Origin of the sequence: Streptomyces sp. NPDC101118 (assembly GCF_044759445.1) — a bacterium.
In the GTDB taxonomy this organism is placed as follows: domain Bacteria; phylum Actinomycetota; class Actinomycetes; order Streptomycetales; family Streptomycetaceae; genus Streptomyces.
In genome coordinates this window covers 435,790-460,454 of the sequence record NZ_JBIVZG010000002.1, presented here as the reverse complement: position 1 = coordinate 460,454, position 24,665 = coordinate 435,790, and the positions used below count along the sequence as shown (strand labels likewise).

Here is a 24,665-nt window from a genome sequence, read left to right as displayed (position 1 = left end):
CGTTGCGTGGCAGGACGGTGCGTGGCGGGTCGTGCCGTGTCGCGGGACGGCCTACGAGCCCGGGCCGGCGGCCGTACGGGACGCCCGGGCTCCCGGCCCGCGCGCAGAACGGCCGGCCCGGAGCCGAGTCGTTCGAACGAACAGTAGGGCCGCCGCCGTTCGAGGACAATGGCGCCGGCACCGCGCCGGAGGGCCGCCCGAGCCGGGTGCCGCTGACCCGGTCGGCGGACGGCGCCGAGCCGGGGACCGCACCGGGGGCCCCGGGGCGTTACCGTGGCCGCATGAGTGCCGACCCCGCGGCCGTCCTGACGGTCTGTCCGGATTGCACGCGCCTGCGCCAGACCGTGCAGTACCCGGCGCGGCGCGCGCAGCAGCCGTCCCCCGAGGGTGCGCCCCACCCGCTCAGCAGGCTGGCGCGCCACCTGGCCAACCGTCACCTCGACCTGGTGCCCGGCTGGTTCGAGGACTGCGACCGGTGCATGGAGCTGAGTGCCGCGCTGGGGCAGGCGGCGGACCGGGGACTGCTCGGCGCCGGAGCCGCCCAGGCGGGCGCCGAGCACCGGGCCCTGCACCTGCTGACGTCACCCGACGCGCAGGTCCGCTGACGGGACGGCCGGGTTCGGTCAGAGACCGGCCAGCAGGCCCTCCAGCGGGGCGGGTACGCGGTCCTGGTCGAGGGCCTCGACCAGGACGTGGCCGTAGCGGATCTTGCGGCCCTTCTTCGTGCCGAGGAAGCGCCGCAACCGCTGCTCCGCGCCGCGGTCCCGCTGCGCGGGCTGGTTGAGGAAGGTCTCCAGGGCCCGCTCGTCCCCCTCCGCCCTGACCAGGTCGGCCACGCGGGCGACGCCGAGGGCGCGGATGAGCTCGTCCTCCAGGTCGGCCGCGCAGACGAAGATCCCCTCGGGCGCGGCGCCGGCCCGGGCGAAGCCGCGGGCGAAGTACGGGCGTTCGCGTTCGTCGCAGAGTCCGGTGAGGCGGAGGCCGAGGCCGGACGGGCCGAGCAGGGCGGCGAAGCGGCCGACGTTCATCGCCCCGCCCATCGACAGGACGCAGGTTCCCTCGGCCGCCAGGTCGCGGCCGCGGCGGGCCGCCAGCGCCTCGACCGCCGCGACGTCGCTCGGCCCTTCCAGCAGCACCACCGTGCGGACCTGCAGCCGTTCGGCCAGCTCGCGGGCCGGGTCGTCCGGGCCGCCCGCCGCCCATGCGGTGACGGCCGCCCGGAAGTCCCCCATGTCGGTCATGGCCCGAGTCTCGGCCCTTTCCGTCCGCCGCGCGAAGGGTTTTCCGCGGCCCCGGCGGCGGCCCCGCCGGCCGTCAGCCGTCACTCGTCAGCGGCGCGACCGCTGGGCGTCGACGATCTGCCGTACGGAGCCGTCGAGGCCGGCCCGGGCCTGGACCCGCTCGGCGAACCGGGGGAACTGTCCGGCCACGGCACTCAGCAGCCGCAGCTCCAACGGGGCCACGTTCAGTTCGCACAGGTCGCGCCGCACGGCCCGTACGACGCCCTCGGCGACCCGGCCGGGGGTGACGGTCCTGATGCCGTTGGGCGTGGCGGCTCCGGTGGCCGCGAACATGCCGGCGTCCCGGACGAACCCGGGCTGCACCAGCGACACCCCGACGCCGGTGCCGCTGAGGTCCTGGCGCAGGGCGAGGGCGAAGCCGCGCAGCCCGAACTTGGTCGCGTTGTAGAGGGAGGTGGAGCGGGTCGCCGCCTTGCCGGAGATGGAGCCGACGAGCACGATGTGGCCGCGGCCGCGGACCACCATGGGTGCCGCGAGCAGCCGGGACAGCACGATGGGCGCCCGCAGGTTCACGTCGAGGGCGCGGTCGAGCTGCTCCTCGGTGTAGTCGAAGAGTTCGCCGCTGGCGGGCAGGGCGGCGTTCGCGACCAGCACGTCGGTGTCGGCGCACGTCTCGGCGAGGCGGGCGACGTCCTCCCGTACGGCGAGGTCGGCGAGGACTCCCCGGGCGCCGTGGGCGTCGGCGGCGGCCTTGAGCGCCTCCTCGCGCCGTCCGGTGACCGTGAGGCGGGCCCCGGCGGCGGTGAGGTGCGCGGCCAGGGCCGCCCCGATGCCGCCGGTGGCACCCGTGAGCAGAACGTTCGCTCCAGATATGTCCATGACAACTCCTGTGCTCGCCTACTGTTCGTTCGAACGAACAGTAGGGAGGGGCCCGCCCGCTGTCCAGGTGCGGCAGGGGAACGGGTGGCCGGCCCGAGGGCCTGGGACCCCTGACGATGAGGCAGAATGCCGCCATGTCCCCTGCGTCCGACACCCGCCAGCGCATCATCGACGCCGTGCTGCGGATCATCGGGCAGGACGGGGTCGCGGCCGTGACCAACCGGCGCATCGCCAAGGAGGCCGCCGTCTCCCTCGGCTCCGTCACGTACCACTTCGCCACCCAGCACGAGCTCCTGCGGGAGAGCCTGCTGCACTTCGTGGCCGAGGAGACCCGGCACTTCACCACCCTCGCCGACGAGTGCTCGGAGGGCCTCGACATCCGCCAGGCGGCCGAGGTGGTCGCCCAGGTCGCGGGCGTCGACGGCTTCGACAGCCGGCACATCGCCCCCTTCGAGCTCTACGTCCAGGCCGGCCGCGACGAACGGCTGCGCACCGCCGCGGCCGAGTGCTTCGCCGCGTACGACCTGCTCGCCGCCCGCCTGCTGACGCACCTCGGCGTGCCGGACCCCGAACGGCTGGCCGGCGCCGCCGTCGCGCTGGTCTTCGGCCAGCAGCTGCGCCGCCTCGCCACCGGCGCCCCCGCGGAGGACCTCGTCGACGCGCTCCTGGTCCTCACCCGGATCTCCCCCGCGGCGCCCGCCGCCGGTCCCGGCTCCCACTGACGGGCCACGTGCCCCTTCCTTTCGCCGACACGGCGTTCCCATGCGTGTTCTCGTGGCTCTGAGGTGTGCGATGCGGGACCATACGGACGCATCAGGCGATAGAAGGACCAAGAGGAAGAAGGGCGCCCGTGTCCGGCAGCGAAAGCGAGAACCCGGTCATCCCCTCCCCGGCCCCCGTGCCGACCCGGCCGATGACGAACCGGGACTGGTGGCCGAACCAGCTGGATCTCCAGGTTCTGCACCAGCACTCCCCCCGCGCCAACCCGATGGGTGAGGACTTCGACTACGCGGCCGAGTTCGCGACGCTCGACGTCGAAGCGCTGAAGCGGGACGTCTTCGACGTGATGACCGCGTCGCAGGACTGGTGGCCCGCGGACTACGGCCACTACGGGCCGCTGTTCATCCGGATGAGCTGGCACGCCGCCGGGACGTACCGGATCGCCGACGGGCGGGGCGGCGGCGGCAGCGGCGCCCAGCGCTTCGCCCCGCTCAACAGCTGGCCGGACAACGCGAGCCTGGACAAGGCGCGCCGGCTGCTCTGGCCGGTGAAGCAGAAGTACGGCCGGAAGATCTCGTGGGCCGACCTGCTGGTGTTCGCCGGCAACTGCGCCATGGAGTCCATGGGGTTCAAGACCTTCGGGTTCGGCTTCGGACGCGAGGACATCTGGGAGCCCGAGGAGATCTTCTGGGGGCCCGAGGACACCTGGCTCGGCGACGAGCGCTACGTGGGAGACCGCGAGCTCACCGGCCCCTTCGGCGCCGTCCAGATGGGCCTCATCTACGTGAACCCCGAGGGCCCCAACGGGAATCCGGACCCGCTGGCCGCCGCGAAGGACATCCGCGAGACGTTCCGCCGCATGGCGATGGACGACGAGGAGACGGCCGCCCTGATCATCGGCGGGCACACCTTCGGCAAGTGCCACGGCGCCGTCGACCCGCAGTACGTCGGCCGTGAGCCGGAGGGCTGCCCGCTGGAGGCGCAGGGCCTGGGCTGGCCGAACACCTACGGCACCGGCAAGGGCGCCGACGCGCTCACCAGCGGGCTGGAGGGCGCCTGGACCACCGACCCGGTCCACTGGGACAACGGCTACCTGGACAACCTCTTCAGGTACGACTGGGAGCTGACGACCAGCCCGGCGGGCGCGAAGCAGTGGACGCCGACGGACCCCGCGGCCCAGGGCACGGTGCCCGACGCCCACGACCCGTCGAAGCGGCACGCGCCCATGATGCTGACGACGGACCTCTCTCTGAAGCTGGACCCGGTGTACGCGCCCATCTCGCGGCGCTTCCACGAGAACCCGGACCAGCTCGCCGACGCCTTCGCCCGGGCCTGGTACAAGCTGCTGCACCGCGACATGGGTCCCCTCTCGCGCTACCTCGGGCCCTGGGTGGCCGAACCGCAGCTGTGGCAGGACCCGGTCCCGGCGCCCGGCCACGACCTGATCGGCGACGCCGAGGTCGCCGCGCTCAAGGAGGCCGTCCTCGCGTCGGGGCCGTCCGTCTCCCAACTGGTCACCGCCGCCTGGGCGTCCGCGGCCAGCTTCCGCGGCACCGACAAGCGCGGCGGGGCCAACGGAGCGCGGATCCGGCTCGCCCCGCAGAAGGACTGGGAGGTCAACACGGCCTCCGGGGTCGCCGCGGTGGTCGAGGCGCTCGAAGGCGTCCGGAACGAGTTCAACTCCGCGCAGTCCGGCGGCAAGCAGGTCTCGCTGGCCGACCTGATCGTGCTGGGCGGGTGCGCGGCCGTGGAGAAGGCGGCGCGGGACGCCGGGCACGCGGTCACGGTGCCCTTCGCGCCGGGACGCACCGACGCCTCCCAGGAGCAGACGGACGTCGAGACGTTCGCCGTCCTGGAACCGGGCGCGGACGGCTTCCGCAACTACCTGCGGTCCGGCGAGAAGCTCCCGCCGGAGACCCTCCTCCTGGACAGGGCCAACCTGCTGACGCTGACCGCCCCCGAGATGACCGTGCTGATCGGCGGCATGCGGGCGCTCGACGCCAATGCCGGCGGGTCGGCGCACGGCGTCTTCACCGGCCGTCCCGGAACGCTGTCGAACGACTTCTTCGTCAACCTGCTCGACATGGGCACGGAGTGGCGGGCGTCCGACACGGCGGAGAACGAGTTCGAGGGCCGGGACCGCGCCACGGGCGAGGTGAAGTGGACCGCCACCGCGGTCGACCTGGTCTTCGGCTCCCACTCCCAGCTCCGGGCGCTCGCCGAGGTGTACGCGAGCGCGGACGCCGGCGAGAAGTTCGTGCACGACTTCGTGGCCGCCTGGGACAAGGTGATGAACCTGGACCGGTTCGACCTCCGCTGAGACCGGGGCCGCGGGCCGGCCGGACCACCGGCCGGCCCGCATCCGCACGTCCGGTCCGCGGACCGGTACCGGTCAGCCGGTGCCCTCGTCGTCCTCGTCGATGACGTGGACGGCGGCCTCCTCGGCGGAGGCCGCGCCGCCGTCGATGCCCACGTCGTGGGCCCGGACCGAGAGGTGGGGGTGCGGGCCGGGACCCGGATCGTCCGCCGGCGCCAGGCGGCCGGCCCGGCGCGTGCCCGCCTGGTCGTCCACGGGTTCGCCCTCGCCACCGGGCAGGTCCCCGATCCCGTTGCCGTCGGCTGCGCCGCGGGGGTCGGGTTCGGGGACCTCGGTGGCCAGGCGCTGGTCCAGGGTCGTGCCGTCCCTCAGCTCGCGGCCGGTGGTCGCGGGGCCCGCGACGGCGTACGGGCGCTCGGGGGGCGAGTCGGCGGTGTCCAGCCGGTCGTCGAGGCCGGGCTCGTCCAGGGTGTTCTCCAGGTCCGGCTGGAGTTCTCCGGGCTGGTCGGCGTCCTGCGGCTGGTACACGTCGTCGGCGCGCGCGTCGTTCTCGGTCATGGCCCGCCTCTCCTTCCGGCCGCGCCGTGCGGCGCGGCCCCGGGGCTTGCGTACCCGCCTGCGCCTACCCGGGGCCGGGGCGTCCACACCGCGGTCGCCGTGGTCCGGCGACGGGCGCGGCACGCGGCCGCGCCCGTCGGGCGGGGCCGTCAGCAGATGCGGGGCAGCTGTTCGCCGACGGGGAGGTCGACGACCCGGGTGCCGCCGAGGGCGGTGCGGGCCACCACCATGCCGGGGTGGTCGGCGACCGCCTCGCCGACGACGGCCGCCCGCCGGCCCAGGGGGTGGGCGCGCATCGCGTCGAGGACGGCGTCGGCGTGCTCGCGCGGTACGAAGGCCACGAGCTTGCCCTCGTTGGCGACGTAGAAGGGGTCGAGGCCGAGGACGGCGCAGGCGTTGGCGACCGCGGGCGGCACGGGCACGGCGCGCTCGCGGATGACGACCCCGGTGCCGGAGGCGGCGGCGATCTCGTTGAGGGCGGCGGCCAGGCCGCCCCGGGTGGGGTCGCGCAGGACGTGCAGGTCGGGGGTGACCGCCAGCATCGCCTGGACCAGACCGCCGAGCGCGGCGCAGTCGCTGGCGACGTCCACGCCGAACTCCAGGCCCTCGCGGACGCTCATGATCGCCACGCCGTGCAGGCCGATCTCGCCGCTGACGACGACCACGTCGCCCGGGACCACGCGCTGGGGGCGGAGGTCGACGCCGGCCGGGATCAGCCCGATGCCGGCCGTGTTGACGTACACGCCGTCGCCGTGGCCCGCTTCGACGACCTTCGTGTCGCCGGTGGCGATCTCGACGCCCGCGGCCCGGGCCGCGGTGCCGATCGCCTCGGCCACCCGCGCGACCGTGGCGACCTCGACGCCCTCCTCCAGGATGAACCCGCAGGACAGGTAGGCGGGGACGGCCCCGCTCATCGCCAGGTCGTTGACGGTGCCGTTGACGGCCAGGTCGCCGATGCTGCCGCCGGGGAAGAACAGCGGCCGCACGACGTAGGAGTCGGTGGAGAAGGCCAGCCGGGCGCCGCCCAGGGTGAGCTGGGCGCTGTCCCCGAGACCGGCGAGGGCGGGTCCGCCGTAGGCCGGTGCGAAGACGTGCCGGACGAGCTCGGCGGAGAGGGCCCCTCCCCCGCCGTGGCCCATGACCACGCGGGGGTGGTCGCGGAGCGGGGCCGGGCAGGTCCACCCGGTGACGTCGAGCGGTGCGGTCTCAGACAACGGGGTTCGCCTCCAGGGGTGCGGTCGTCTCCGTGCGTCCCGCGCCGCTGCCCGCGGCCGCCGCGTCTGCGGCGCGCGGCGGGGCGAGGTCGAGGCGCCGGTAGAGGTAGTACGCGGCGCAGGCGCCCTCGCTCGAGACCATGGTGGCGCCGAGGGGGTTGCGCGGGGTGCACAGGGTGCCGAAGGCCTCGCACTCGTGGGGCTTGAGGAGGCCCTGGAGGACCTCGCCGCTGCGGCACTTCTCGGGTTCGCGGGTGGCGATGCCGGTCACGGCGAAGCGGTGCTCCGCGTCGTACTCCCGGTACTTCGGCGAGAGCCGCCAGCCGCTGTCCGGGATGACGCCGATGCCGCGCCAGGCCCGGTCGGTGACCTCGAAGACGTCCGCGAGCATGGCGAGCGCGGCCGGGTTGCCCTCGGGGCGCACGGCGCGGGCGTAGGCGTTCTCGACGCGGTGCTCACCGCGTTCCAGCTGGTGCACGGCCCGGCGTACGCCCTCCAGGATGTCCAGCGGTTCGAAGCCGGTGACCACGATGGGCACCCGGTGGCGGTCGGCCAGGGCGGGGTACTCGGCCGTGCCCATCACGCTGCACACGTGGCCGGCGGCCAGGAAGCCCTGGACCCGGCAGCTCGGCGAGCCCATGATCGCCTCGATGGCGGGGGGCACCCGGACGTGCGAGACGAGCAGGCTGAAGTTGCGGATGCCGAGCCGCTCGGCCTGGTACACCGTCATGGCGTTGGGCGGGGCGGTGGTCTCGAAGCCGATGCCGAAGAACACCACCTGCCGGTCGGGGTTCTGCCGGGCGATCTGCAGCGCGTCGAGCGGCGAGTACACGACCCGCACGTCGCCGCCCTCGCCGCGGACCCGGAACAGGTCCCGGCCGCTGCCGGGGACGCGGAGCATGTCGCCGAAGGAGCAGAAGATCACGTCGGGGCGGGAGGCGATCTCCAGCGCCTTGTCGATGACCTCCAGCGGGGTGACGCACACCGGGCAGCCGGGCCCGTGGATCAACTCGACCTCATCGGGCAGGAGTTGGTCGATGCCGTGCCGGATGATGGTGTGCGTCTGGCCGCCGCAGACCTCCATCAGGGCCCAGGGGCGGGTGACGGTGGCCCGGATGTCGTCCAGCAGCCGGCGGGCGAGGTCCGGGTCCTGGAATTCGTCGATGTACCTCACTGCCGCGCCGCCTCCTGCGTCGTGCTGTCGTCGCCGAACGGCCAGCCGCCGGCCTCGGCGGCCGCCTGCTCCCACGGGTCGCCGAACTCCTCCTGGAGCAGGCCGAGTTCGGCGAACAGCTCCAGGGTCTGCCGGGCGGACTCCTCGTCCAGTCGCTGGAGGGCGAAGCCGACGTGCACGATGGCGTACTCCCCCACCCGCAGGTCCGGCAGGTACTCCAGGCACACCTCCTTGACCACTCCGCCGAAGTCGACGGTGGCCATCCGGGTGCCGTCCCGTTCGCCGATGTCAATCACCCTGCCGGGTACCGCCAGGCACATGGGCTCCTCCTCGCTCTGGGTGTTCCGGGCGCCGCCGGGCGGCCGCGACCATCAGCTGGCCGAGGGCCAGGCCGCCGTCGTTCGGCGGGACCTGCCGGTGGCGCAGCACGGTGAAGCCGGCCCGGCGCAGCAGCCGGGCGCAGGCCGTGGACAGCAGGGTGTTGGCGAAGACCCCGCCGGTGAGGGCCACGGTGCCGGTCTCGTGCGCCGCGCGGGCGGCGGTGCTCAGCGCCAGGACCAGCTCCGCGACCGCGCGGTGGAAACGGGCGGCGATCACGCCGGGGGCGGTGCCGGCGCGCAGGTCGGCGACGGCCGCGGCCAGCAGGGGCGCCGGGTCCGCCGTGACCGGGGTGCCCGTGCCGAGGGCGAAGCGGTACCCCTCGGCCGGGGCTGCCGCGTCTGGGGCGGTGAGGGCCGCGGCCTCCAGTTCGACTGCGGCCTGGGCCTCGTACCCGGACTCGTGGCAGACGCCGGCCAGGGAGGAGACGGCGTCGAACAGCCGGCCCATGCCGGAGGTGGGCGGGCAGTTCAGCCCGCGCTCCAGCTGCTGCCGCAGGACGCGGAGTTCGGCGGGCGGGCAGGCGGCGACGCAGGGCAGGCCGGGTGCCCAGTCCAGGCCGGCGGCCCACAGGTGGGCGAGCGCCATCCGGTACGGGCGGCGGACGGCCGCGTCGCCGCCGGGCAGCGGCACGGGGGCCAGGTGCGCGAAGCGCTCGTACCCGGCGTAGTCGGCGAGCAGCACCTCGCCGCCCCAGATGGTCCCGTCGTCCCCGTAGCCGGTGCCGTCGAAGGCGATGCCGATCACCGGGCGGGTGCCGTCGTGGCCGTGCTCGGCGAGGACGGAGGCGATGTGGGCGTGGTGGTGCTGGACCGGCACCACCGGACGTTCTCCGGCGTGCCGTCGGGCCCACCGGGTGGACCGGTAGCCGGGGTGCAGGTCGGCGGCGAGCAGCCGGGGCGTGACGCCGGTGATGGACTCCAGCTGCCGCTCGGCGCGTGCGAAGGCGGCCTGCGTGGCGAGGGAGTCCATGTCGCCGATGTGTGCGGACAGCCAGGCCTGCCGGTCGCGGCCGAGGCAGAAGACGTTCTTCAGGTCCCCGCCGGCTGCCAGCGTCTCGGGGACGGGCAGCGGGAGGGTCAGCGGCAGCGGGGCGTGGCCGCGGGAGCGGCGTACGACCAGGGGTTCGCCGTCGCAGACGCGCACCACCGAGTCGTCGCACGGCACGTGGATGGGCCGGTCGTGGGTGAGCCAGGCGTCGGCGATGCCGGCCAGCCGTTCCAGGGCCTCGGCGTCGTCCGTGACGATGGGTTCGCCCGAGAGGTTGGCGCTGGTCATCACGAGCAGGCGGGGTCCCGGCGGATCGCCGGGCAGCCCGAGCAGCAGGTGGTGGACCGGCGTGTACGGGAGCACGAAGCCGAGGTCCGGGCAGCGGGGGGCCACTCCGTCGGCGGGCGCCGGCCCGTCCGGGGTGCCGGGGCGGCGCCGCAGCAGGACCACCGGGCGGGCGGCGCCGGTGAGCAGGGCGCGCTCCTCGGGGCCGGCGAACGCGAGGCGTTCCACGGCCGCCAGGTCGGGGACCATCAGGGCGAACGGCTTGTCCCCGCGGGCCTTGCGGCGGCGCAGCTCGGCCACGGCGGCGCTCTGGGTGGCGTCGCAGGCGAGGTGGTAGCCGCCGAGGCCCTTGACGGCGACGACGGCGCCCTCGGCGAGCAGCCGCCGGGCCCCCGCCACCGGGTCGGCACCGTCCGTCTCGCGTGGGGGCCGGCCGGCCAGCAGCCGCAGCCGGGGGCCGCAGGCCGGGCAGGCCACGGGCTGCGCGTGGAAGCGCCGGTCGGCGGGGTCGGCGTACTCCCGGGCGCAGTCGGGGCACAGGGGGAAGCCGGCCATCGTGGTGTGCGCCCGGTCGTAGGGCAGTGCGGTGACGATGGTGAACCGGGGCCCGCAGTGGGTGCAGGTGATGAAGGGGTGCCGGTGGCGGCGGTCAGCCGGGTCGGCGAGTTCGGCGAGGCAGTCTGCGCAGGTGGCGGTGTCCGGCGAGACGAGGGTGCGGGCCGCACCCTCGGTCCGGGACGCGACGATGGTGAAGCCGGTGGTGCCGGCGGCGGGCAGCGGGCGGTGCCGGACGGCGTCGACGACCGCGAGCGGGGGCGCGTCGGCGGCGAGCCGCTCGCAGAACTCGCGTACGGCCGCGGCCGGGCCCTCCACCTCTGCCACGACGCCCTCGGGGGTGTTGGTGACGTGTCCGGTCAGCCCCAGGGCGGTGGCCCGGGTGTACACGTACGGGCGGAAGCCGACGCCCTGGACCACGCCGCGGACGGTGACCAGGCGGCGTTCCACGGTCTCCACGGGTGCCGGCCGTTCAGTGGTGGTGCGCGTGGGTGTGGCCGGCCATGACGGGGACGTGGGCGGGGGTGTCCGGGGCCACCGCCAGCGCCCGGTCGAGCAGCAGGCCGAGGCCCTCGCCCCGCCGGGCGGAGGTGAGCGCCACCTCCACGCCGGGGTTGACCCGTTCGACGTTGCGGCGGAACGCGGCCTCGTCGAACTCGGCGGCGGCGGCCAGGTCGGACTTGGTGACCAGCACCAGCTGGGCGAGGCCGAAGGCGGTGGGGTACTTGAGCGGCTTGTCCTCGCCCTCGGTGACGGAGGCGAGGACGACGCGCAGGCTCTCGCCGAGGTCGTAGGAGGCCGGGCAGACGAGGTTGCCGACGTTCTCGACGAACAGCAGCCGGGTGCCCTCGGGCAGCCAGCCGTCGAGGTGGCGGCCGAGCATGGCCGCCTCCAGGTGGCACAGACCGTCGGTGAGGACCTGCTTGACCGGTACGCCCGAACGCGCCAGCCGGACCGCGTCGTTCTCGGTGGCGAGGTCGGCGGTGAGGGCGGCGGCCGGGACGCCCCGGGTGCGGGCCAGGCCGAGTTCGCGTTCGAGCAGTTCCGTCTTGCCGCTGCCGGGGCTGGACAGCAGGTTCACGACGGTGGTGCCGGCCTCGGCCAGCCGGTCGCGCAGGACCTGCGCGGCCCCGTCGTTCTTGGCGAGCACCGCCTGCTTGAGGTCGACCGTTCGGCACATGGTTCAGCGCTCCTCGGGGATGGGTTCGCGGTGGTGCGCGCCGGCCGGCGCGTCGTCCCAGGTCACGCCCGCGATCTGGAGTTCACGGCCGGAGCGCAGCTCGGTGCCGGCCGCCGAGCCGCAGCCGGGGCAGCACAGGTCGGGCGGCATTCCGACGGCCCAGTCGGCGGAGCAGGAACGGCAGCCGGCGCGGGCCGGCACGGTGTCGGTGACCAGGGTGGCGCCGGCCAGCACCGTGTCGGCGCAGGCGAGTTCGAAGCAGAAGGCCAGGGCGTCGGGTACGACGCCGGCGAGCTCGCCCACCTGGAGGCGGACCTCGCTGACGGCGCGCGCCGCCGGCTTCCGCCGCCTCCGCCACCTGGGCCACCACGGCCATGGCGATCGACATCTCGTGCATGGGTCTCCGTCCTGCCGCGGCTCATTACACCGGCCGGACGGGGGCGGGGCGTTCGGGCGCGCCGTCGGGCGGCGCCTGCCGTACGCCGTCCGGCTCAGAGCCGGCGCATGTGCAGGTAGCGCCTGATGTCCGGGAGGCACAGGGCCAGTACGGCAGCGCCCACGATCAGCGCGGCGCCGGCGGCGGTCTTCGTCACGGTGGTTCTCCTTCAGCTGTCGGGGAGTTCGGCGGAGCGGGCGGCGGCCGCGGCCGCCGGGTGGTGGGCCGGGCCGGTGTCCGTACGGGGCTCCGGGCCGGGGTCGTGGAGCAGCTCCAGGAGCAGCCGGGCGGCCTCCGGGACCGCGGCGGCGACGGGGGCGCTGAGTCCGATGCCCTCGTCGAGGCAGGCGGGTTCGCAGCCCACGACGAGGATGCGGCCGGGCGGGCTGGTGCCGGTGCCCGCGCAGAGGGTGCCCAGCAGGGCCAGGACGGTGTCCGGGGACATCTGGTGGCCGTCGAGGACGCCGGCGGGCCGGTCGGTCTCCACGGGGGCGCCCTCGCCGAGGGCGTCGGGCTCGATGACGTAGAGGGTTCCGGGGGGTCCGCCGCGTGCGGTGGCGTCGACCAGGACCAGGGTGTCGTAGCCGTCGAGCAGCTGGTAGGCGAGGTGGACGCCCCGGACGCCGAAGTCGGTCACCTCGGCGCCCTCGGGCAGGGTCGCGCCGGCGAGCCGGCGCACGGTCTCCACGCCGAAGCCGTCGTCCCCGAGGAAGACGTTGCCGATGCCGGCGACGAGGGTGCGGCCGGTCACCGGTCGGCCTCCGCCATCGCGTCGGGCACGTCCCCGGCGTCGGGCAGCGGACTGACTTCGTCGGGCTGGAAGTACAGGAAGCGGCCCTGTTCCCGGCGGATGTCGGCGCCCGGGTCGCCCTCGACGGTGACCGCGAGGTGCACTCCCCCGTCGACGTCGTGCAGGACCTCCTCGACCAGGGCGGTACGGCCCTGGAGGAACAGGTCCTGGGCGTCGGTGCGCCGCAGGCCCGGCCGCAGGAGCACCCGGCTGCCGCGGCCGACGGGCACGCCGTCCACCGGGACCCGCTCGGGCGGCGGGCCGGCGGGGTCGGCTCCGGCCGGGTCCCACCAGGGGGTGTCCGGCCGGAACAGGCCGGCCCCGGGGCCCGCGCCGGGACCCGCGCCGTGGCCCGCGCCGGGGCCCGCGCCAGGGCCCGCCTCGGGGCCCGGAGCGCCTTCCGGGCCGCCGAAACCCTCCGGGCCGTCGACGCCGCCGGGGCGTTCCCCGCCGGTGATCTCCCGGAGCGTGCGCACCGCGCCGTGCAGCCGGTCCAGCACCTCGGGCGGCAGCGAGTCGGCGAGGTCGACGACGGCCGCGGCCCGTGCGTCGGTCCCGCGGGCCTCCCGCTTCTCCTGGTCGGTGAGGGCCGCGGTGCGCAGGGCGAGGATCTCGTCGATCTCCAGGGCGTCGTACATCGCCCCGGCGCTCTCGGGCGCGATGGCCGGGTGGTCCTCCAGGATGATCGGGGAGGACAGCACCACGTCCGTGCGGCCGGGCTCCCCGGCGAGCACCGGCCAGGTGTGCCGGTTCTCGCAGGCGGCGGTCTCCGCTCGGGCCCATTCCGGGGGTGCCGTCAGGGAGAGGAACGATCCCGCGCCCAGGCCGAGCAGCAGGTGTGCGGCCACCAGGGAGCGGGGCAGGGCGGCGTCGCGGCCGGCCGCCTCGGAGGCGCCGTCCGGGGTCCAGGGGCTGGTGTTCTCGACGGTGGCGGTGAGCCGGTACGCCCGGTAGGGGACGTCGAGTTCGGCCGCGCACAGCCGTACGGTGCCCTCGACGGGCGCGGCGCGGCGGACCAGCCGTCCGACGGTGCGGCCGTCGCCGTCGAGGACGGGCTCGGTCTCCTCGCGGGCCGGCCGGCCGAAGTGCCGTACCTGCCCGTCGCCGAGCAGGTCGCGGACCGGCACCGTGAACTCCACGCGCTCCTCGGCGCCCTCGTCCCAGGGGACGAGCACCCGGTCGGGCAGGTGCAGCTCCGCGGTGTCCGCGAAACCCCCGCCGGGAAGGGCCCGTTGGACGGTCCGGCGCAGGGGGTGCAGGAAGCGCAGCTCGACGGCGAGCACGGTGTCCCCGCGCGGTTCCATGAGGAGCTCGGTCCGGAACGCGGAGTGCTCGCCGTGGGCCGGGCCCCAGGCCGGCGGGACCAGTACGCCGAACTGCCAGCGCAGCCGGTTCTTGGCCGCCGAGGCGCGGTACGGGTAGAGCACGTAGCCCTCGAAGAGGACGGCGTCGGCGACCTGCCGCGCGTACGCGAAGCCCGCCGTGCCGGGGCCCCCGGTACGGGCCGCGGGGGCCGGGGTGAGGGTCACGGGGTCAGCCTCTCGCCGGAGCGGGTCAGCAGGGCGGCCGGCCCGCCGGGACGGGCCGCGGCTCCGGGCACCTGGGGGGCGCGGCTCGGCGCGGCGTCGTCCAGCAGGGCCCGTACGGTCGACTCCCAGGAGGCCAGCGCGTGCCGGGAGCGGTAGGCGAGCAGGGCGTCCATGGTGTCCCGGGACAGGCGCAGCCAGCCGCAGCCCGGGAAGTGCTGTTCGACCATCTCCCGCCAGACGGCGACCGGCAGCCGGAAGGGCGCCTCGCGGTCCCAGGGCACCGGTGCCACCTGGAACCCTCCCGCGCCGGTGAAGGCGGTGCCGGAGAACAGCAGGAGCAGCGGAGCCTCACCCTCGCGGAGCGCCCCGAAGTAGCGGGTGGCCGCGATGTCCATGTCGTACGTGCAGGGCACCGGCAGGTCGACCTCGGTCTCCCCGGTGAACCCGGGCACCATCACGGCGACCTGGGCGAACTGGAGCGGCTGGAGACTGGTGCCCCAGCGGGAGCGCTCGCCGAACAGGTCGGTGAGCCCCTCCGCCTCGGCGGGGCCGTAGCTGCGCCTGGCCGGTTCGATGCGCAGCTGGCAGCGGAGGGCGAGGGCGTGCACCCGGGTGTCCGGGGACGCGGTGACGCGCAGCCGGAAGACCAGGGTGGGGCCCGCGGCGTAGGGGTCGGCGCGGACCCCGGTGCAGGCGAAGGAGAGGTCGGTCACGGGGCTCCCGTCCCGGTGGGCGAGGTGGCCGCCGGCACGGGCCGGGCCCGGCGCTCCACCTCGGCGGAGAACTCGCGCAGCGCGGCGCGCGCCTCGGCGCCGCCGTCGAAGCCCTGCCACAACAGGCGCATGCGGCCGACGAGTTCGTAGCAGATGTCGACCGGCACCAGGTGGCAGCTGGTGCGGCCGGCGTCGCGGCGCAGCAGCAGGGCCTCCACGTCGGGCCGCAGGAGCGCGGCGAGCGGCGTGGCGTCGAGCAGCGACTGCCAGGCGTCGGGGTCGAGTTCGCTCTCGGTGGCGCCGGCCGGGCTCGGGTAGAGGGCGACCGGCCGGCCGAGGGCGGCGTTGTGGAAGAAGAAGGCGGTGCCGACCGGGACGCGGAGCCGGTCCCAGGCGCCGTCGTCCAGCCGGTGTCCGGGGTCGGACAGGTAGCGGTCGGGTACGGTCCGGTACCGGCCGGTGGCGGCGCCGGGCCGGTCGAAGAGCACCGCGCAGGGCCGGCAGGCGCACACCAGGGCGCGCCGTTCGGTCTCCACGAGGTGGCGGTGGCCGTCCCCGGACACCGGGGTGCCGCAGAGTTCGCACGCCTCGGGGCGCGGGGGCCGGGGTCCGGTGAACCGGCCCAGCCCGCGCGCCGGGCGCGGGCCGGTCCGGTCGGGGTGCGGCCCAGCGCCGGGGTGCGGCCCCGCGCCGGGGTGCGGCCCCGCGCCGGGGTGCGGGAGCCCGGCGGGCGTCGGCGGCGCGGCGGTCACGGGACCCGCGCCGGAGCCGTGGGCCGGGAGCCGATCTGGAGCAGCACCGGCTGGGGCGCACGGCGGTCCGCGGGCTCCAGTTCCACCGCGGTGACCTCGGGTACGAGGGCCCCGACGGCGTCCTCCAGGGCGCGCCGCAGGGCCTCCGTGCCGGAACCGCCGCAGCCGCAGCCGCCGCTGCCGGTCTGCCGGACCCAGAGCACTCCCCCGGCCTCGTCGAGCGCGACCAGCTCGACGGGTTCCGGGGCCGCGGCCAGGACCCGGTCGATCCTGGTCCTGGCGTCCTCGGGGTGCAGGTCGTGCAGGGCGAGCAGGCCGCCCACCAGTTCGTCCCCGGCGAGTCCGGCGAGCCGGGCGGGGTCGAGGGCGGCGACGACGCGGGCGAGGCCGGCGCCGTAGAACTCCATGAGGACCCGGACGAGGTCCTCGGCCGCGGCGAGGGCCGCCGGGTCACCCGCGGCCGCGAACCCGTCGAGGATCTCCTCGATCCGCCGCCCGGCCTCGCGCGCGCCGGCCGGCGCGCCCGCGGCGCTCATCCGCCCAGTCCGCTCAGGCCGGTGGGCACGTGCATCTGCTTGACGGTCTTCCCGCCGCCGACGTACATGTGCACGCCGCACGGCAGGCAGGGGTCGAAGCTGCGCACGGCGCGCATGATGTCGATGCCCTTGAAGTTCTCCGGCGGGTTCTCCTCGAAGATCGGGGTGTTCTGCACGGCGTCCTCGTACGGGCCCGGGGTGCCGTACGTGTCACGGGTGCTGGCGTTCCACGGGGTCGGCGGGTACGGGTGGTAGTTGGCGATCTTTCCGTCGCGGATGACCATGTGGTGCGAGAGGACGCCGCGGACGGCCTCGGTGAAGCCGCAGCCGATGGACTCGTCCGGCACCTCGAACTTCTCCCAGGTCTGGGTGCGTCCGGCGCGGACCTCGGCGAGGCCCTTCTCGGCGCAGTGCAGCGCGATGCCGGCCGCGTAGGCCTGGAAGTAGGTGCGGGCGCGGTTGCGCTCCAGCGCGTTGCTCCACTTCGGGATGCGCCACTCGAAGGTGGTCTCGGGCTTGGTCATCGTGCGGGGCAGGTTGATGACGACGCTGTGCCCGGTGGCCTTGACGTACCCGACGTCGACGAGGCCGGAGAGGGCGGTGGACCAGAGCCGGGCGATGGGGCCGCCGCCGGTGTCCAGCGACAGGTGGTCCTTGCCGTCGAACCAGCGGGGCGACATCACCCAGCTGTACTTGTCGTCGAAGTTCCGCTTCTGCGGGGCGGGGAGGGTGTGCTGGTTCCACGGGTGGCGGGGGTCGACGGGGTTGCCCAGCGGGTCGTGGGTGACGAACTGCTCCCGGCCGGCCCAGTCGTCGTAGTACGAGCTGCCGAGCAGGATGCGGATGCCGAGGTTGATCTCGGTGAGGTCGTTGGTCACCAGCTTGCCGTCCACGACGACGCCCGGGGTGACGAACATCTTCCGTCCCCAGTCGGTCATGTTGGCGTACGTGAAGTCGCAGTGCTCGGGGTCGTTCAGGGCGCCCCAGCAGCCCAGCAGGACGCGCCGCCGGCCGACCTCCTCGTACCCGGGCAGGGCCTCGTAGAAGAAGTCGAACAGGTCGTCGTGGAGCGGCACGACCCGCTTCATGAACTCGACGTACCGCATGAGGCGGCTCATGTAGTCGGTGAAGAGCTGCACGGACGCGACGGTGCCGACGCCGCCCGGGTAGAGCGTGGAGGGGTGCACGTGGCGGCCCTCCATCAGGCAGAACATCTCGCGGGTGTAGCGGCTGACCTGCAGCGCCTCGCGGTAGAACTCGCCCTCGATGGGGTTGAGGGAGCGCATGATGTCGGCGATGGTGCGGTAGCCGTGCTCGCCGGCGTGCGGAGCCTCGGTGCGCTCGGCCAGCTCCAGGACGCCGGGGTTGGTCTCGCGGACCATCTTCTCGCAGTAGTCGACCCCGACCAGGTTCTCCTGGAAGATGTTGTGGTCGAACATGTACTCCGCGGACTCGCCGAGGTTGATGATCCACTCGCCGAGGTGGGGCGGCTTGACGCCGTACGCCATGTTCTGCGCGTACACCGAGCACGTCGCGTGGTTGTCGCCGCAGATCCCGCAGATGCGGCTGGTGATGAAGTGCGCGTCGCGGGGGTCCTTGCCGCGCATGAAGACGCTGTAGCCGCGGAAGACCGACGAGGTGCTGTAGCACTCGGCGACCCGCTTCTGCTTGAAGTCGATCTTCGTGTGGATGCCGAGGCTGCCCACGATCCGGGTGATCGGGTCCCATGCCATCTCGACGAGGCCGCTGCCGTCACCGGCCGCCTTGGTGTTCGGTGTCATCGTGTGTGCCGTGAGCCTTCCGGGTGTGCGGGGGCGGGATTGCCGGGGCGGGGTCGCGCGGGCGGGGGTGCGGGGGTCAGCGCGGCGGGCGGTAGCCCGTGGTGAGCTTCTTGCCGGTGTGGCGCCACTTGGGCTCCTTGTCGGCGGTGTGCAGGGTGATGGAGCGGAGTCTGCGGACGACCGCCCCGTACGCGCTGCTCGCCGTGACGGAGACCCTCGCGCCGGGCGGCTCGTCCATGAACGGCATGAACTTGTCGGGGAAGCCGGGCATCGTGCAGGCGATGCAGATGCCGCCGACGTTCGGGCAGCCGCCGACGCCGTTGATCCAGCCGCGCTTGGGTACGTTGCACTTGACGACCGGTCCCCAGCAGCCCAGCTTGACCAGGCACTTGGGCGAGTCGTAGGTGTGCGCGAACTGGCCCTGCTCGTAGTAGCCGGCGCGGTCGCAGCCCTCGTGCACGGTGGCGCCGAACAGCCAGGTCGGGCGCAGCTTGTCGTCCAGCGGGATCATCGGGGCCGACCCGGCCGCCTGGTAGAGCAGGTAGGTGAGCGTCTCGGAGAAGTTGTCCGGCTGGATGGGGCAGCCGGGGACGCACACGATGGGGATGCCGGCGTGGGACTTCCAGTCCCAGCCGAGGTAGTCGGGCACGCCCATGGCGCCGGTCGGGTTGCCCTCCATGGCGTGGATGCCGCCGTACGTGGCGCAGGTGCCGATCGCGACGACGGCGAGGGCCTTGGGCGCGAGCCGGTCGATCCACTCGCTGGTGGTGATGGGCTGGCCGGTCGCGGGGTCGTCGCCGAAGCCGCACCAGTAGCCCTCGCGCTTGACCTTCTCGTTGGGGATCGAGCCCTCGACGACGAGCACGAAGGGGTCGATCTCGCCGCGCTCGCCCTTGAAGAACCATTCGATGAAGGTGTCGGCGCCACCGACGGGGCCGCACTCGAAGTCGATCAGCGGCCAGTGCACCTGGACCTTCGGCAGCCCGGGGAGGGCGCCCGTGACGATCTCCTCGATGGTGGGCTGCATCGCCGCCGTGAGGGCGACCGAGTCCCCGTCGCAGCTCAGGCCTGCGTTGATCCAGAGGATGTGGACCGTGGGGTCCTCCACCTGGGTGGTCGTCGGGCTCGCATCCATGCGGGTTTCCTCCTCGGGGAGGGGTGGGGGGACGGGCCGCCCGGGGCGGCCTCACCTTTCTTGCTAACAGCCGGTGGGCGTGGCTGCCGTGTCATGTGCGGCCAGTCCGGTGACGGACCCGGCCCCCGCCCGCGGTGTCCGTCTCCGGTTGCGCGGCCGGTTCGGGGCGGGGCGGGAGGGTGAGGTGCGGCGGGGTGCCGGTGGCGGGTTCCTTGCGTACGAAGGCCCGACGCAGGGCGTGGTAGGGCGCGGCCGGGTCGTCGAAGACCGCCCGCATGCGGGCCAGCTCGTCCGCGCGGTGGGCGGCGAGCGGCCGGAGGGCCTCGTCGCGCTCGCGCCGGCCCTTCTTGGCGGCGATCCGGGCCTGGGTGCCGGGTACGGCGGACAGCCGGACGGCGAGCCTCCGGGTGCGCGCGGCGAACTCCTGCGGGGAGCAGGGGATCGTACGGTCGACCAGGCCGAGGCGCCGTGCCGCGTCGGCACCCACGGGCAGGGCCTCGGCCATCAGCCGGGCGGCGGTCGTGTCGCCGACGCGGCGGGGCAGGGTGTACGTCCAGAACTCCGAGCCGTACAGGCCCATGAGCCGGTAGTGCGGGTTGAGGACGGCTCCCGAGCGGCACCAGACCTCGTCGGCGGCCAGGGCCAGCATCGCGCCGCCGGCGGCTGCGTTGCCGCCGAGGGCGGCGACGACGATGCGGTCCGTGGTGGTCAGGACGGCCTCCACGAGGTCGTCGATGGCGTTGATGTTCGCCCAGGACTCGGCGGCCGGGTCGGCGGCGGCCTCGATGACGCCGAGGTGGATGCCGTTGGAGAAGAAGTCGCGGCCGCCGCCGAGGACGAGGACGGAGGTGGGGCGGGCGCAGGCGGCGCGGTAGGCGTCGAGGAGCCGCCGGCACTGGGCGGTGCTCATGGCGCCGCCGGGGAAGGCGAAGGTCAGGAAGCCGGTGGCGCCCTCTTCGCGGTAGGTGATGTCGGTCCAGGTGCGGGGGGCTCCGGTCGCGCCGGCGTCGACGGGGGCGGGGAGTTCGGGGAGCGGGGGCAGCAGGGGGCCGAGGGCGAGGGTGGCGGGCAGCTTGACCGGGGCGGGCGCGCCGGGGGTGCGGGGGGCCCGGAGTTCCGGGATCCACACCGCGCCGTCGGCGGTGGCCCGGCAGACGGCGCCGTTGCGGGTGGCGAGGAGGGTGCCGGGGCGGCCGCGCAGGCCGTCCTCGGGGTGGCCGCCGTGCAGGTACCAGGGGGCGCCCAGGAGTTCGTCGAGGACGCCGGGCCGGGAGTCGGCGGCCCGCAGGCGGCGCAGGACCAGCTCGGTGGGGTCCGCGTGCCAGTCGATGCGGCGGTCTTCCTGGCGTACGGGCGGACGGACCCGGCCGGTGGTCTGGGGCTCCGGTACGTGGGTGCCGGAGGCGAACCGTGCCACGGCCAGCAGCACCGCCTCCAGGGCGGCGTCGGCGACCTCGCCGCGGTAGAGGTCGCTCTTGCCGAGGGGCGGGAGGGGGCAGGAGGCGGCGGCCCACACGTCGCCGGCGTCCATCTCGGCGTTCGCCTGGAGCACGGTGACGCCCCAGGCTGCGACGCCGTCGTGGAGGGCGTGGTCGAGGGAGGAGGGGCCCCGGTCGCCGGGCGGCCCGGGGTGCACGATCAGGCAGGTGCGGGCGGACCAGACCGCCTCGGGCAGTGCGGTGCGCAGCATCGGGGCGAGCACCAGGTCGGGGTCGTGGCGGTCGACGGCCGCGGTGAGGTCCGTACCCGGCAGGGCCAGCTCGACGGCCACCCGGTGCCCGCGGTCGCGGAGTTCGGCGTGGACCCGCTGGGTGAGGCTGTTGAAGGCACTGGCGACGAGCAGGATGTGCACGTGGTCTCCCGGCTGCGGCCGGTGGCGGACGCGGGCGCCGGCCGGAGGGCGGAACGTGGGGCGGCCCGGTCCGGCCGCCCTGCGTGACCGGGTCGTGACCGGCCGCCAGCGATGATCCGGTCCGCGGGCCGCCGCTCCGACGGCGCCGGGCTGCCGCGTCACCCGAAAGCGGTCTCCCATGGGTCCGGTCGGCGGCAGTCCGGGGGCGGGGGCGCGCCGCACTGCGATCGCGGCACCCGTACCCGCCGCTCCTGCCGGGCGCCGGCGTGGACGGGGGCCCGTGACCCCGGGGGTGGGAGGGCGCGCCGGCGCGGGCCGGGGCCCGGAGGGTGGGGTGTGGTCCGGGAGATCGGGGGCAGGCGCCGGGCATGGTTCTTCAGCATCCGGCCGAGCAGTCCGGTGACGGGGTCGGCGGGCGGTTCGCGCGACTCGCCGAGCATGCCTCGAACTTCACCAGCTCGGCGCTGTTCTCCGGGCTGTGCCTGGTTCTGGTGACGGCGTTCCTGGTCGTGCACGTGCTGGGGCTGGCGATCGGGTGGCAGCACCTGGTCGGGGACGCGATCGGCGCGGTGTCGCTGTTGCTGCTGGCCCTGCTCAAGAACAGCGAGCGCCGCGCCGAGCACGCCATCCAGCGCAAACTCGACGCCATCGCGGCGGCCCTGCTGGAGCAGCAGGAGGGCCGCCCGGGCGAGGCCCACGAGGACCTCGAGGACGCGATCCGCATGGAGGAACGGCTGTAGGGCGGCGTCAGGGCCTCCCGTCCTGAGCCCGGGTGGGCCGGGCCGCCCGGGCCGGCCTGACGCGGCCAGGTGAGGTGGTAGGTCGTGACCACCGCCGCGTGGTCGGAGGCCAGTCGTTGGCCGCCACGTCCGGCCAGGGGGTGTTGCGGCCGGTGGCCAGGGTGGTGGAGTCCAGGACGGGGACGCGGGCGCCCGCGTGCAGCACGTAGTCGATGCCGTCCTGCGGTTCGGGGCGGCCGCTGCCGTCCTCGTACTGCGGGTGGGCGGGCGACCAGGTGGTGCCCGGGGCCGTCACCGGGTCGGGGTGGGCCTCCCGGTACGAGTCGCGGAGGCCGGCCCGCTCGACGGCGCGGGAGACGGGCCGGTCCACCGGACCCCGGCCGCCGTGCCGCGCGGTCGCGCCGGCGGTCCGGTCCAGGTGTGAGGGGGCGTTGAAGTCGCCGGTGAGGAGGACCGGGGTGTCGTCGGCCCGGGCGAGGTCGGGGGCCATGGCTGCGAGGACCTCGCCGATCCGGTGGACCCGGCCCGACTCCTCCTCGCGCCGGACCAGTTCCGCCTCGGGGAGGCCGTCGAAGCAGGCGTCGTAGACCCGTGGGGCGCGTGGTCGAGGTGGGCCGTCCACGGCACCAGCTCGTGGGGGGTGCCGTCGGGGTGCTCGTCGAGCCGGATGCGGGCGCCGGCCGCTCCGTAGAAGCCGACGCCGGGGTCGCCCAGGGTGGCGGCGGTCGGGTGACGGCTGAGGACCGCGAGGTTCTCGCCGGCCGCGTGGTGGAACCACCCGAGCGCCGCGGCGAGTTCGGGCGCGGCGCGCACGGCGGTGTCGAGGCCCGCGGCGTCGACGTCGGCGTCCAGAAGCACGGGCGCACCGCGGCGGCGACACGGGGCTGGTGTTTGCGTACGGCGAGCACCTCATCGACACGGTGGCGCCCGGGACGCCGGACTCCTGGACGTACGGCGCACGAGCCCGCTGCTGCGGGTGCCGCGGATGGCCACCACGCGGGAGGGGCGGCCGGTCGAGTGGTCCGACGACCGGTACGGCCCGGACGCGGTGAACTTCAGCGTGCACAACTCCATCGGGAGCAACGCCCTGGCCCGGCGGACCGGCCCGGCGCTGACCGGGGACCGAGCGGCGGCCCCGTGAGGGGGACGTCCGGTGGGGCGGGCACGTCCGGGGCGGTGCTGCGGGCGCGTCCGGGGGCGGCTGTCAGTGGCCGGTGTCACGCTGGGGCGGTACCGGACACGTGGAAGGGAAGACCCCGTGATCACTACCGATTTCGTCCCCGGTTCCCCCTGCTGGATCGACCTCGGCGCGCCCGACGTGCCCGCCGCGGCCGCGTTCTACGGCGCCGTGCTGGGCTGGGAGTACGAGCCCATGGACACGGGTGAGGAGGGCGCCGGGGACGAGGGCATGGAAGGCGGGATGTTCCGGAAGGACGGGAAGATCGTCGCCGGGCTCGGGAAGCTCACCGAGGAGGGGGCGCGCTCCGCCTGGATGATCTACTACTCGGTCGCCGACGCGGACGCCACGACCCGCGCGGTCGAGCAGGGCGGCGGCACCGTGCGGGTGGCACCGCGGGACCTCGGCGAGTGGGGCCGGATGGCCCAGTACACCGACCCCCAGGGCGGCCAGTTCGCCGCCTGGCAGCCGGGCTCGGACACCGGCATCGAGCTGGTGGACGAGCCGGGCTCGCTCTCCTGGACGGAGCTGTACACCACCGACGCCGCGGCCGCCAAGGAGTTCTACGGCAGCGTCTTCGGCTGGACGTACGGCGACATGGGCCTGCCGGGCGGCGGGGGCACGTACTCCCTGATCACCCCGGCCGGGCTGCCCGAGGAGCGGATGCAGGGCGGCCTCATGGAGATGCCCAAGGAACACCTGACGCTGGCGGACGGCAAGCCGTACTGGCACCCCGTCTTCGCGGTCGCCGACTGCGACGCCGCGGTCGCCACGGTCAGGGAGCAGGGCGGCACCGTCCAGATGGGCCCGGAGGACGCGGAGGGCGTGGGCCGGCTGGCCGTCTGCGTCGACCCGGCGGGCGCGGACTTCGTGGTGCTGACCCCGGTGGGGCCGCCGGCCCAGGGCTGAGTGCCGGGCGGCTCAGGGGCTGGGTGCCGGGCGGCTCACGGCTGAGTCCCGGGCGGTCGGCGGCGCTCCCGTGTCAGCGGGTGCCACCGCCCGGCCGGATGCTGCGCCGGGCGAGTTCGTACGCCGGGAGCATCCGCCGGTGCTCGGCCGTGTCCAGCCCTCCGACGTGGAGGACCACCGCGCCGCGCGGGGTGGTGACGGCGAGCGCGCTCTCCTGCTTGGACTCGCCGAGGAGTTCGCTGGTGACGGTGTACGTCACCTCGGCGACGGGCAGGCCGCCCGCGGCGGTCTCGGTGTACGTGGCCCCGTGGGCGTTCCGGTCCCCCGCGACGAAGGCCTCCAGCGCCCGGCGCGGGGAGCCGGCACCGGCGTCCCCGGTGTAGACCCGCAGGAACCCGATGGCACCGGCGGGCTTGGCGTCGATCTCGCAGACGGCGGTGTACGGGCCCTGGGTGAGGTCCCCGAGCACCGAGTCGGCAGGGGCCGGCTCGATGGCGTCGGGCTCCCAGGAGGCCGCGAAATCGAAGGTCACGGGCAGCACGCACGCGGAACCGGCGGCACCGAGGGTGCCGCCCTTCGCGGCCGCCTGGCCGGTGGCCTTCCCCGGGGCGCTGCCGGCGGCCTTCGGAGTGCCCGTGGCACGCGGCTGCCCCGCGGACGGCGCCGAGGCCGCCGGAGGGGCCCCGGTCCGCTCCTCGGCACCCTCGCTCCCGTCCGGCGCACAGCCCGCCAGCACCACGCACACCGCCAGCGCCGGCGCCACGCCCGGCATCGCCCTGCCCGCCATCAGACCCCCCGATTCCGTACAACCGTGCGAGATTATC

The 24,665-nt window shown here is 75.1% G+C and carries 24 protein-coding genes and 2 pseudogenes; 6 read left to right on the top strand and 20 right to left on the bottom strand.

Annotation, left to right across the window (positions count from 1 at the left end; translation table 11 throughout):
• The first annotated feature begins 281 nt into the window (after positions 1-281).
• A complete protein-coding gene (locus ACIQUQ_RS05020) occupies positions 282-605 on the top strand; it encodes a hypothetical protein (protein ID WP_403971409.1) in 324 nt (107 codons plus the stop codon).
• An 18-nt stretch (positions 606-623) separates the two neighbouring features.
• Here the strand turns inward: ACIQUQ_RS05020 and ACIQUQ_RS05015 are convergent, their stop codons facing one another.
• Together ACIQUQ_RS05015 and ACIQUQ_RS05010 are read right to left on the bottom strand one after the other, a co-directional pair.
• Positions 624-1,241, bottom strand: a complete 618-nt coding sequence (locus ACIQUQ_RS05015) for a TOPRIM nucleotidyl transferase/hydrolase domain-containing protein (protein ID WP_403971407.1) — start codon at positions 1,239-1,241, stop codon at positions 624-626.
• An 87-nt stretch (positions 1,242-1,328) separates the two neighbouring features.
• Positions 1,329-2,120: an SDR family NAD(P)-dependent oxidoreductase gene (locus tag ACIQUQ_RS05010; RefSeq protein WP_403971405.1), complete on the bottom strand. Its 792-nt coding sequence runs from the start codon at positions 2,118-2,120 to the stop codon at positions 1,329-1,331.
• Between the two features lie 134 nt (positions 2,121-2,254).
• Here ACIQUQ_RS05010 and ACIQUQ_RS05005 point away from each other — a divergent pair, with 134 nt between their 5' ends.
• Positions 2,255-2,842, top strand: coding sequence for a TetR/AcrR family transcriptional regulator (locus tag ACIQUQ_RS05005; protein WP_403971403.1), 588 nt, complete (start codon positions 2,255-2,257; stop codon positions 2,840-2,842).
• A 128-nt stretch (positions 2,843-2,970) separates the two neighbouring features.
• Complete coding sequence (gene katG / locus ACIQUQ_RS05000; RefSeq protein WP_403971401.1) at positions 2,971-5,160, top strand: catalase/peroxidase HPI; 2,190 nt, start codon at positions 2,971-2,973, stop codon at positions 5,158-5,160.
• 72 nt (positions 5,161-5,232) lie between these two features.
• Here the strand turns inward: katG and ACIQUQ_RS04995 are convergent, their stop codons facing one another.
• From ACIQUQ_RS04995 to ACIQUQ_RS04920, 16 genes and pseudogenes are all read right to left on the bottom strand, one after another.
• Positions 5,233-5,715: a DUF5709 domain-containing protein gene (locus ACIQUQ_RS04995; RefSeq protein ID WP_403971399.1), complete on the bottom strand. Its 483-nt coding sequence runs from the start codon at positions 5,713-5,715 to the stop codon at positions 5,233-5,235.
• Between the two features lie 149 nt (positions 5,716-5,864).
• Positions 5,865-6,929 carry a hydrogenase expression/formation protein HypE gene (gene hypE, locus ACIQUQ_RS04990; protein ID WP_403971397.1) on the bottom strand — a complete coding sequence of 355 codons (1,065 nt, stop codon included), beginning with the start codon at positions 6,927-6,929 and terminating at the stop codon, positions 5,865-5,867.
• Positions 6,922-8,103 carry a hydrogenase formation protein HypD gene (gene hypD / locus ACIQUQ_RS04985; protein ID WP_403971395.1) on the bottom strand — a complete coding sequence of 394 codons (1,182 nt, stop codon included), beginning with the start codon at positions 8,101-8,103 and terminating at the stop codon, positions 6,922-6,924. Before hypD ends, hypE begins: the two co-directional genes overlap by 8 nt.
• Positions 8,100-8,423: a HypC/HybG/HupF family hydrogenase formation chaperone gene (locus tag ACIQUQ_RS04980; protein WP_403971393.1), complete on the bottom strand. Its 324-nt coding sequence runs from the start codon at positions 8,421-8,423 to the stop codon at positions 8,100-8,102. Before ACIQUQ_RS04980 ends, hypD begins: the two co-directional genes overlap by 4 nt.
• Positions 8,392-10,770 (bottom strand): carbamoyltransferase HypF, encoded by a 2,379-nt coding sequence (hypF, locus tag ACIQUQ_RS04975; RefSeq protein ID WP_403971391.1) that lies wholly within the window; start codon positions 10,768-10,770, stop codon positions 8,392-8,394. The genes ACIQUQ_RS04980 and hypF overlap by 32 nt, the downstream gene beginning before the upstream one ends.
• Before the next feature lie 13 nt (positions 10,771-10,783).
• The gene (gene hypB / locus ACIQUQ_RS04970) at positions 10,784-11,491 is read right to left on the bottom strand and encodes a hydrogenase nickel incorporation protein HypB (protein WP_403971389.1); all 708 of its coding nucleotides are present in this window, start codon (positions 11,489-11,491) and stop codon (positions 10,784-10,786) included.
• Positions 11,492-11,494: 3 nt separating this feature from the next.
• A pseudogene (locus ACIQUQ_RS04965) lies at positions 11,495-11,888 on the bottom strand (hydrogenase maturation nickel metallochaperone HypA).
• 94 nt (positions 11,889-11,982) lie between these two features.
• Positions 11,983-12,084, bottom strand: coding sequence for a DUF6893 family small protein (locus ACIQUQ_RS04960; RefSeq protein WP_403971387.1), 102 nt, complete (start codon positions 12,082-12,084; stop codon positions 11,983-11,985).
• Positions 12,085-12,096: 12 nt separating this feature from the next.
• Positions 12,097-12,678 carry a hydrogenase maturation protease gene (locus ACIQUQ_RS04955; protein ID WP_403971385.1) on the bottom strand — a complete coding sequence of 194 codons (582 nt, stop codon included), beginning with the start codon at positions 12,676-12,678 and terminating at the stop codon, positions 12,097-12,099.
• Positions 12,675-14,246 (bottom strand): hypothetical protein, encoded by a 1,572-nt coding sequence (locus ACIQUQ_RS04950; protein ID WP_403971383.1) that lies wholly within the window; start codon positions 14,244-14,246, stop codon positions 12,675-12,677. The genes ACIQUQ_RS04955 and ACIQUQ_RS04950 overlap by 4 nt, the downstream gene beginning before the upstream one ends.
• Positions 14,243-14,959: a DUF6084 family protein gene (locus ACIQUQ_RS04945; RefSeq protein ID WP_403971381.1), complete on the bottom strand. Its 717-nt coding sequence runs from the start codon at positions 14,957-14,959 to the stop codon at positions 14,243-14,245. Before ACIQUQ_RS04945 ends, ACIQUQ_RS04950 begins: the two co-directional genes overlap by 4 nt.
• Positions 14,956-15,585 carry a DUF5947 family protein gene (locus tag ACIQUQ_RS04940; protein ID WP_403971800.1) on the bottom strand — a complete coding sequence of 210 codons (630 nt, stop codon included), beginning with the start codon at positions 15,583-15,585 and terminating at the stop codon, positions 14,956-14,958. The genes ACIQUQ_RS04945 and ACIQUQ_RS04940 overlap by 4 nt, the downstream gene beginning before the upstream one ends.
• 122 nt (positions 15,586-15,707) lie before the next feature.
• Positions 15,708-16,247, bottom strand: a complete 540-nt coding sequence (locus tag ACIQUQ_RS04935) for a hypothetical protein (protein WP_403971379.1) — start codon at positions 16,245-16,247, stop codon at positions 15,708-15,710.
• Complete coding sequence (locus ACIQUQ_RS04930) at positions 16,244-18,028, bottom strand: nickel-dependent hydrogenase large subunit (RefSeq protein ID WP_403971377.1); 1,785 nt, start codon at positions 18,026-18,028, stop codon at positions 16,244-16,246. Before ACIQUQ_RS04930 ends, ACIQUQ_RS04935 begins: the two co-directional genes overlap by 4 nt.
• Positions 18,029-18,104: 76 nt before the next feature.
• On the bottom strand, positions 18,105-19,163 hold the full coding sequence (locus ACIQUQ_RS04925; protein WP_403670070.1) for a hydrogenase expression protein HypE: 1,059 nt from the start codon (positions 19,161-19,163) through the stop codon (positions 18,105-18,107).
• A 91-nt stretch (positions 19,164-19,254) separates the two neighbouring features.
• Complete coding sequence (locus tag ACIQUQ_RS04920) at positions 19,255-21,015, bottom strand: hydrogenase maturation protein (RefSeq protein ID WP_403971375.1); 1,761 nt, start codon at positions 21,013-21,015, stop codon at positions 19,255-19,257.
• Positions 21,016-21,383: 368 nt separating this feature from the next.
• Here ACIQUQ_RS04920 and ACIQUQ_RS04915 point away from each other — a divergent pair, with 368 nt between their 5' ends.
• Positions 21,384-21,755, top strand: coding sequence for a hypothetical protein (locus tag ACIQUQ_RS04915; protein ID WP_403971373.1), 372 nt, complete (start codon positions 21,384-21,386; stop codon positions 21,753-21,755).
• 7 nt (positions 21,756-21,762) lie between these two features.
• On the opposite strand, the gene ACIQUQ_RS04910 is transcribed toward ACIQUQ_RS04915, so the two are convergent.
• Positions 21,763-22,377: a hypothetical protein gene (locus tag ACIQUQ_RS04910; protein WP_403971371.1), complete on the bottom strand. Its 615-nt coding sequence runs from the start codon at positions 22,375-22,377 to the stop codon at positions 21,763-21,765.
• Positions 22,378-22,630: 253 nt separating this feature from the next.
• Between ACIQUQ_RS04910 and ACIQUQ_RS04905 the strand changes: the two are divergent.
• Positions 22,631-22,896, top strand: a pseudogene (locus ACIQUQ_RS04905) (UTRA domain-containing protein); the annotation flags it as partial.
• Between the two features lie 117 nt (positions 22,897-23,013).
• A complete protein-coding gene (locus tag ACIQUQ_RS04900) occupies positions 23,014-23,841 on the top strand; it encodes a VOC family protein (RefSeq protein WP_403971369.1) in 828 nt (275 codons plus the stop codon).
• A gap of 73 nt (positions 23,842-23,914) precedes the next feature.
• On the opposite strand, the gene ACIQUQ_RS04895 is transcribed toward ACIQUQ_RS04900, so the two are convergent.
• Complete coding sequence (locus ACIQUQ_RS04895; RefSeq protein WP_403971367.1) at positions 23,915-24,628, bottom strand: lipoprotein; 714 nt, start codon at positions 24,626-24,628, stop codon at positions 23,915-23,917.
• Between the last annotated feature and the right edge of the window lie 37 nt (positions 24,629-24,665).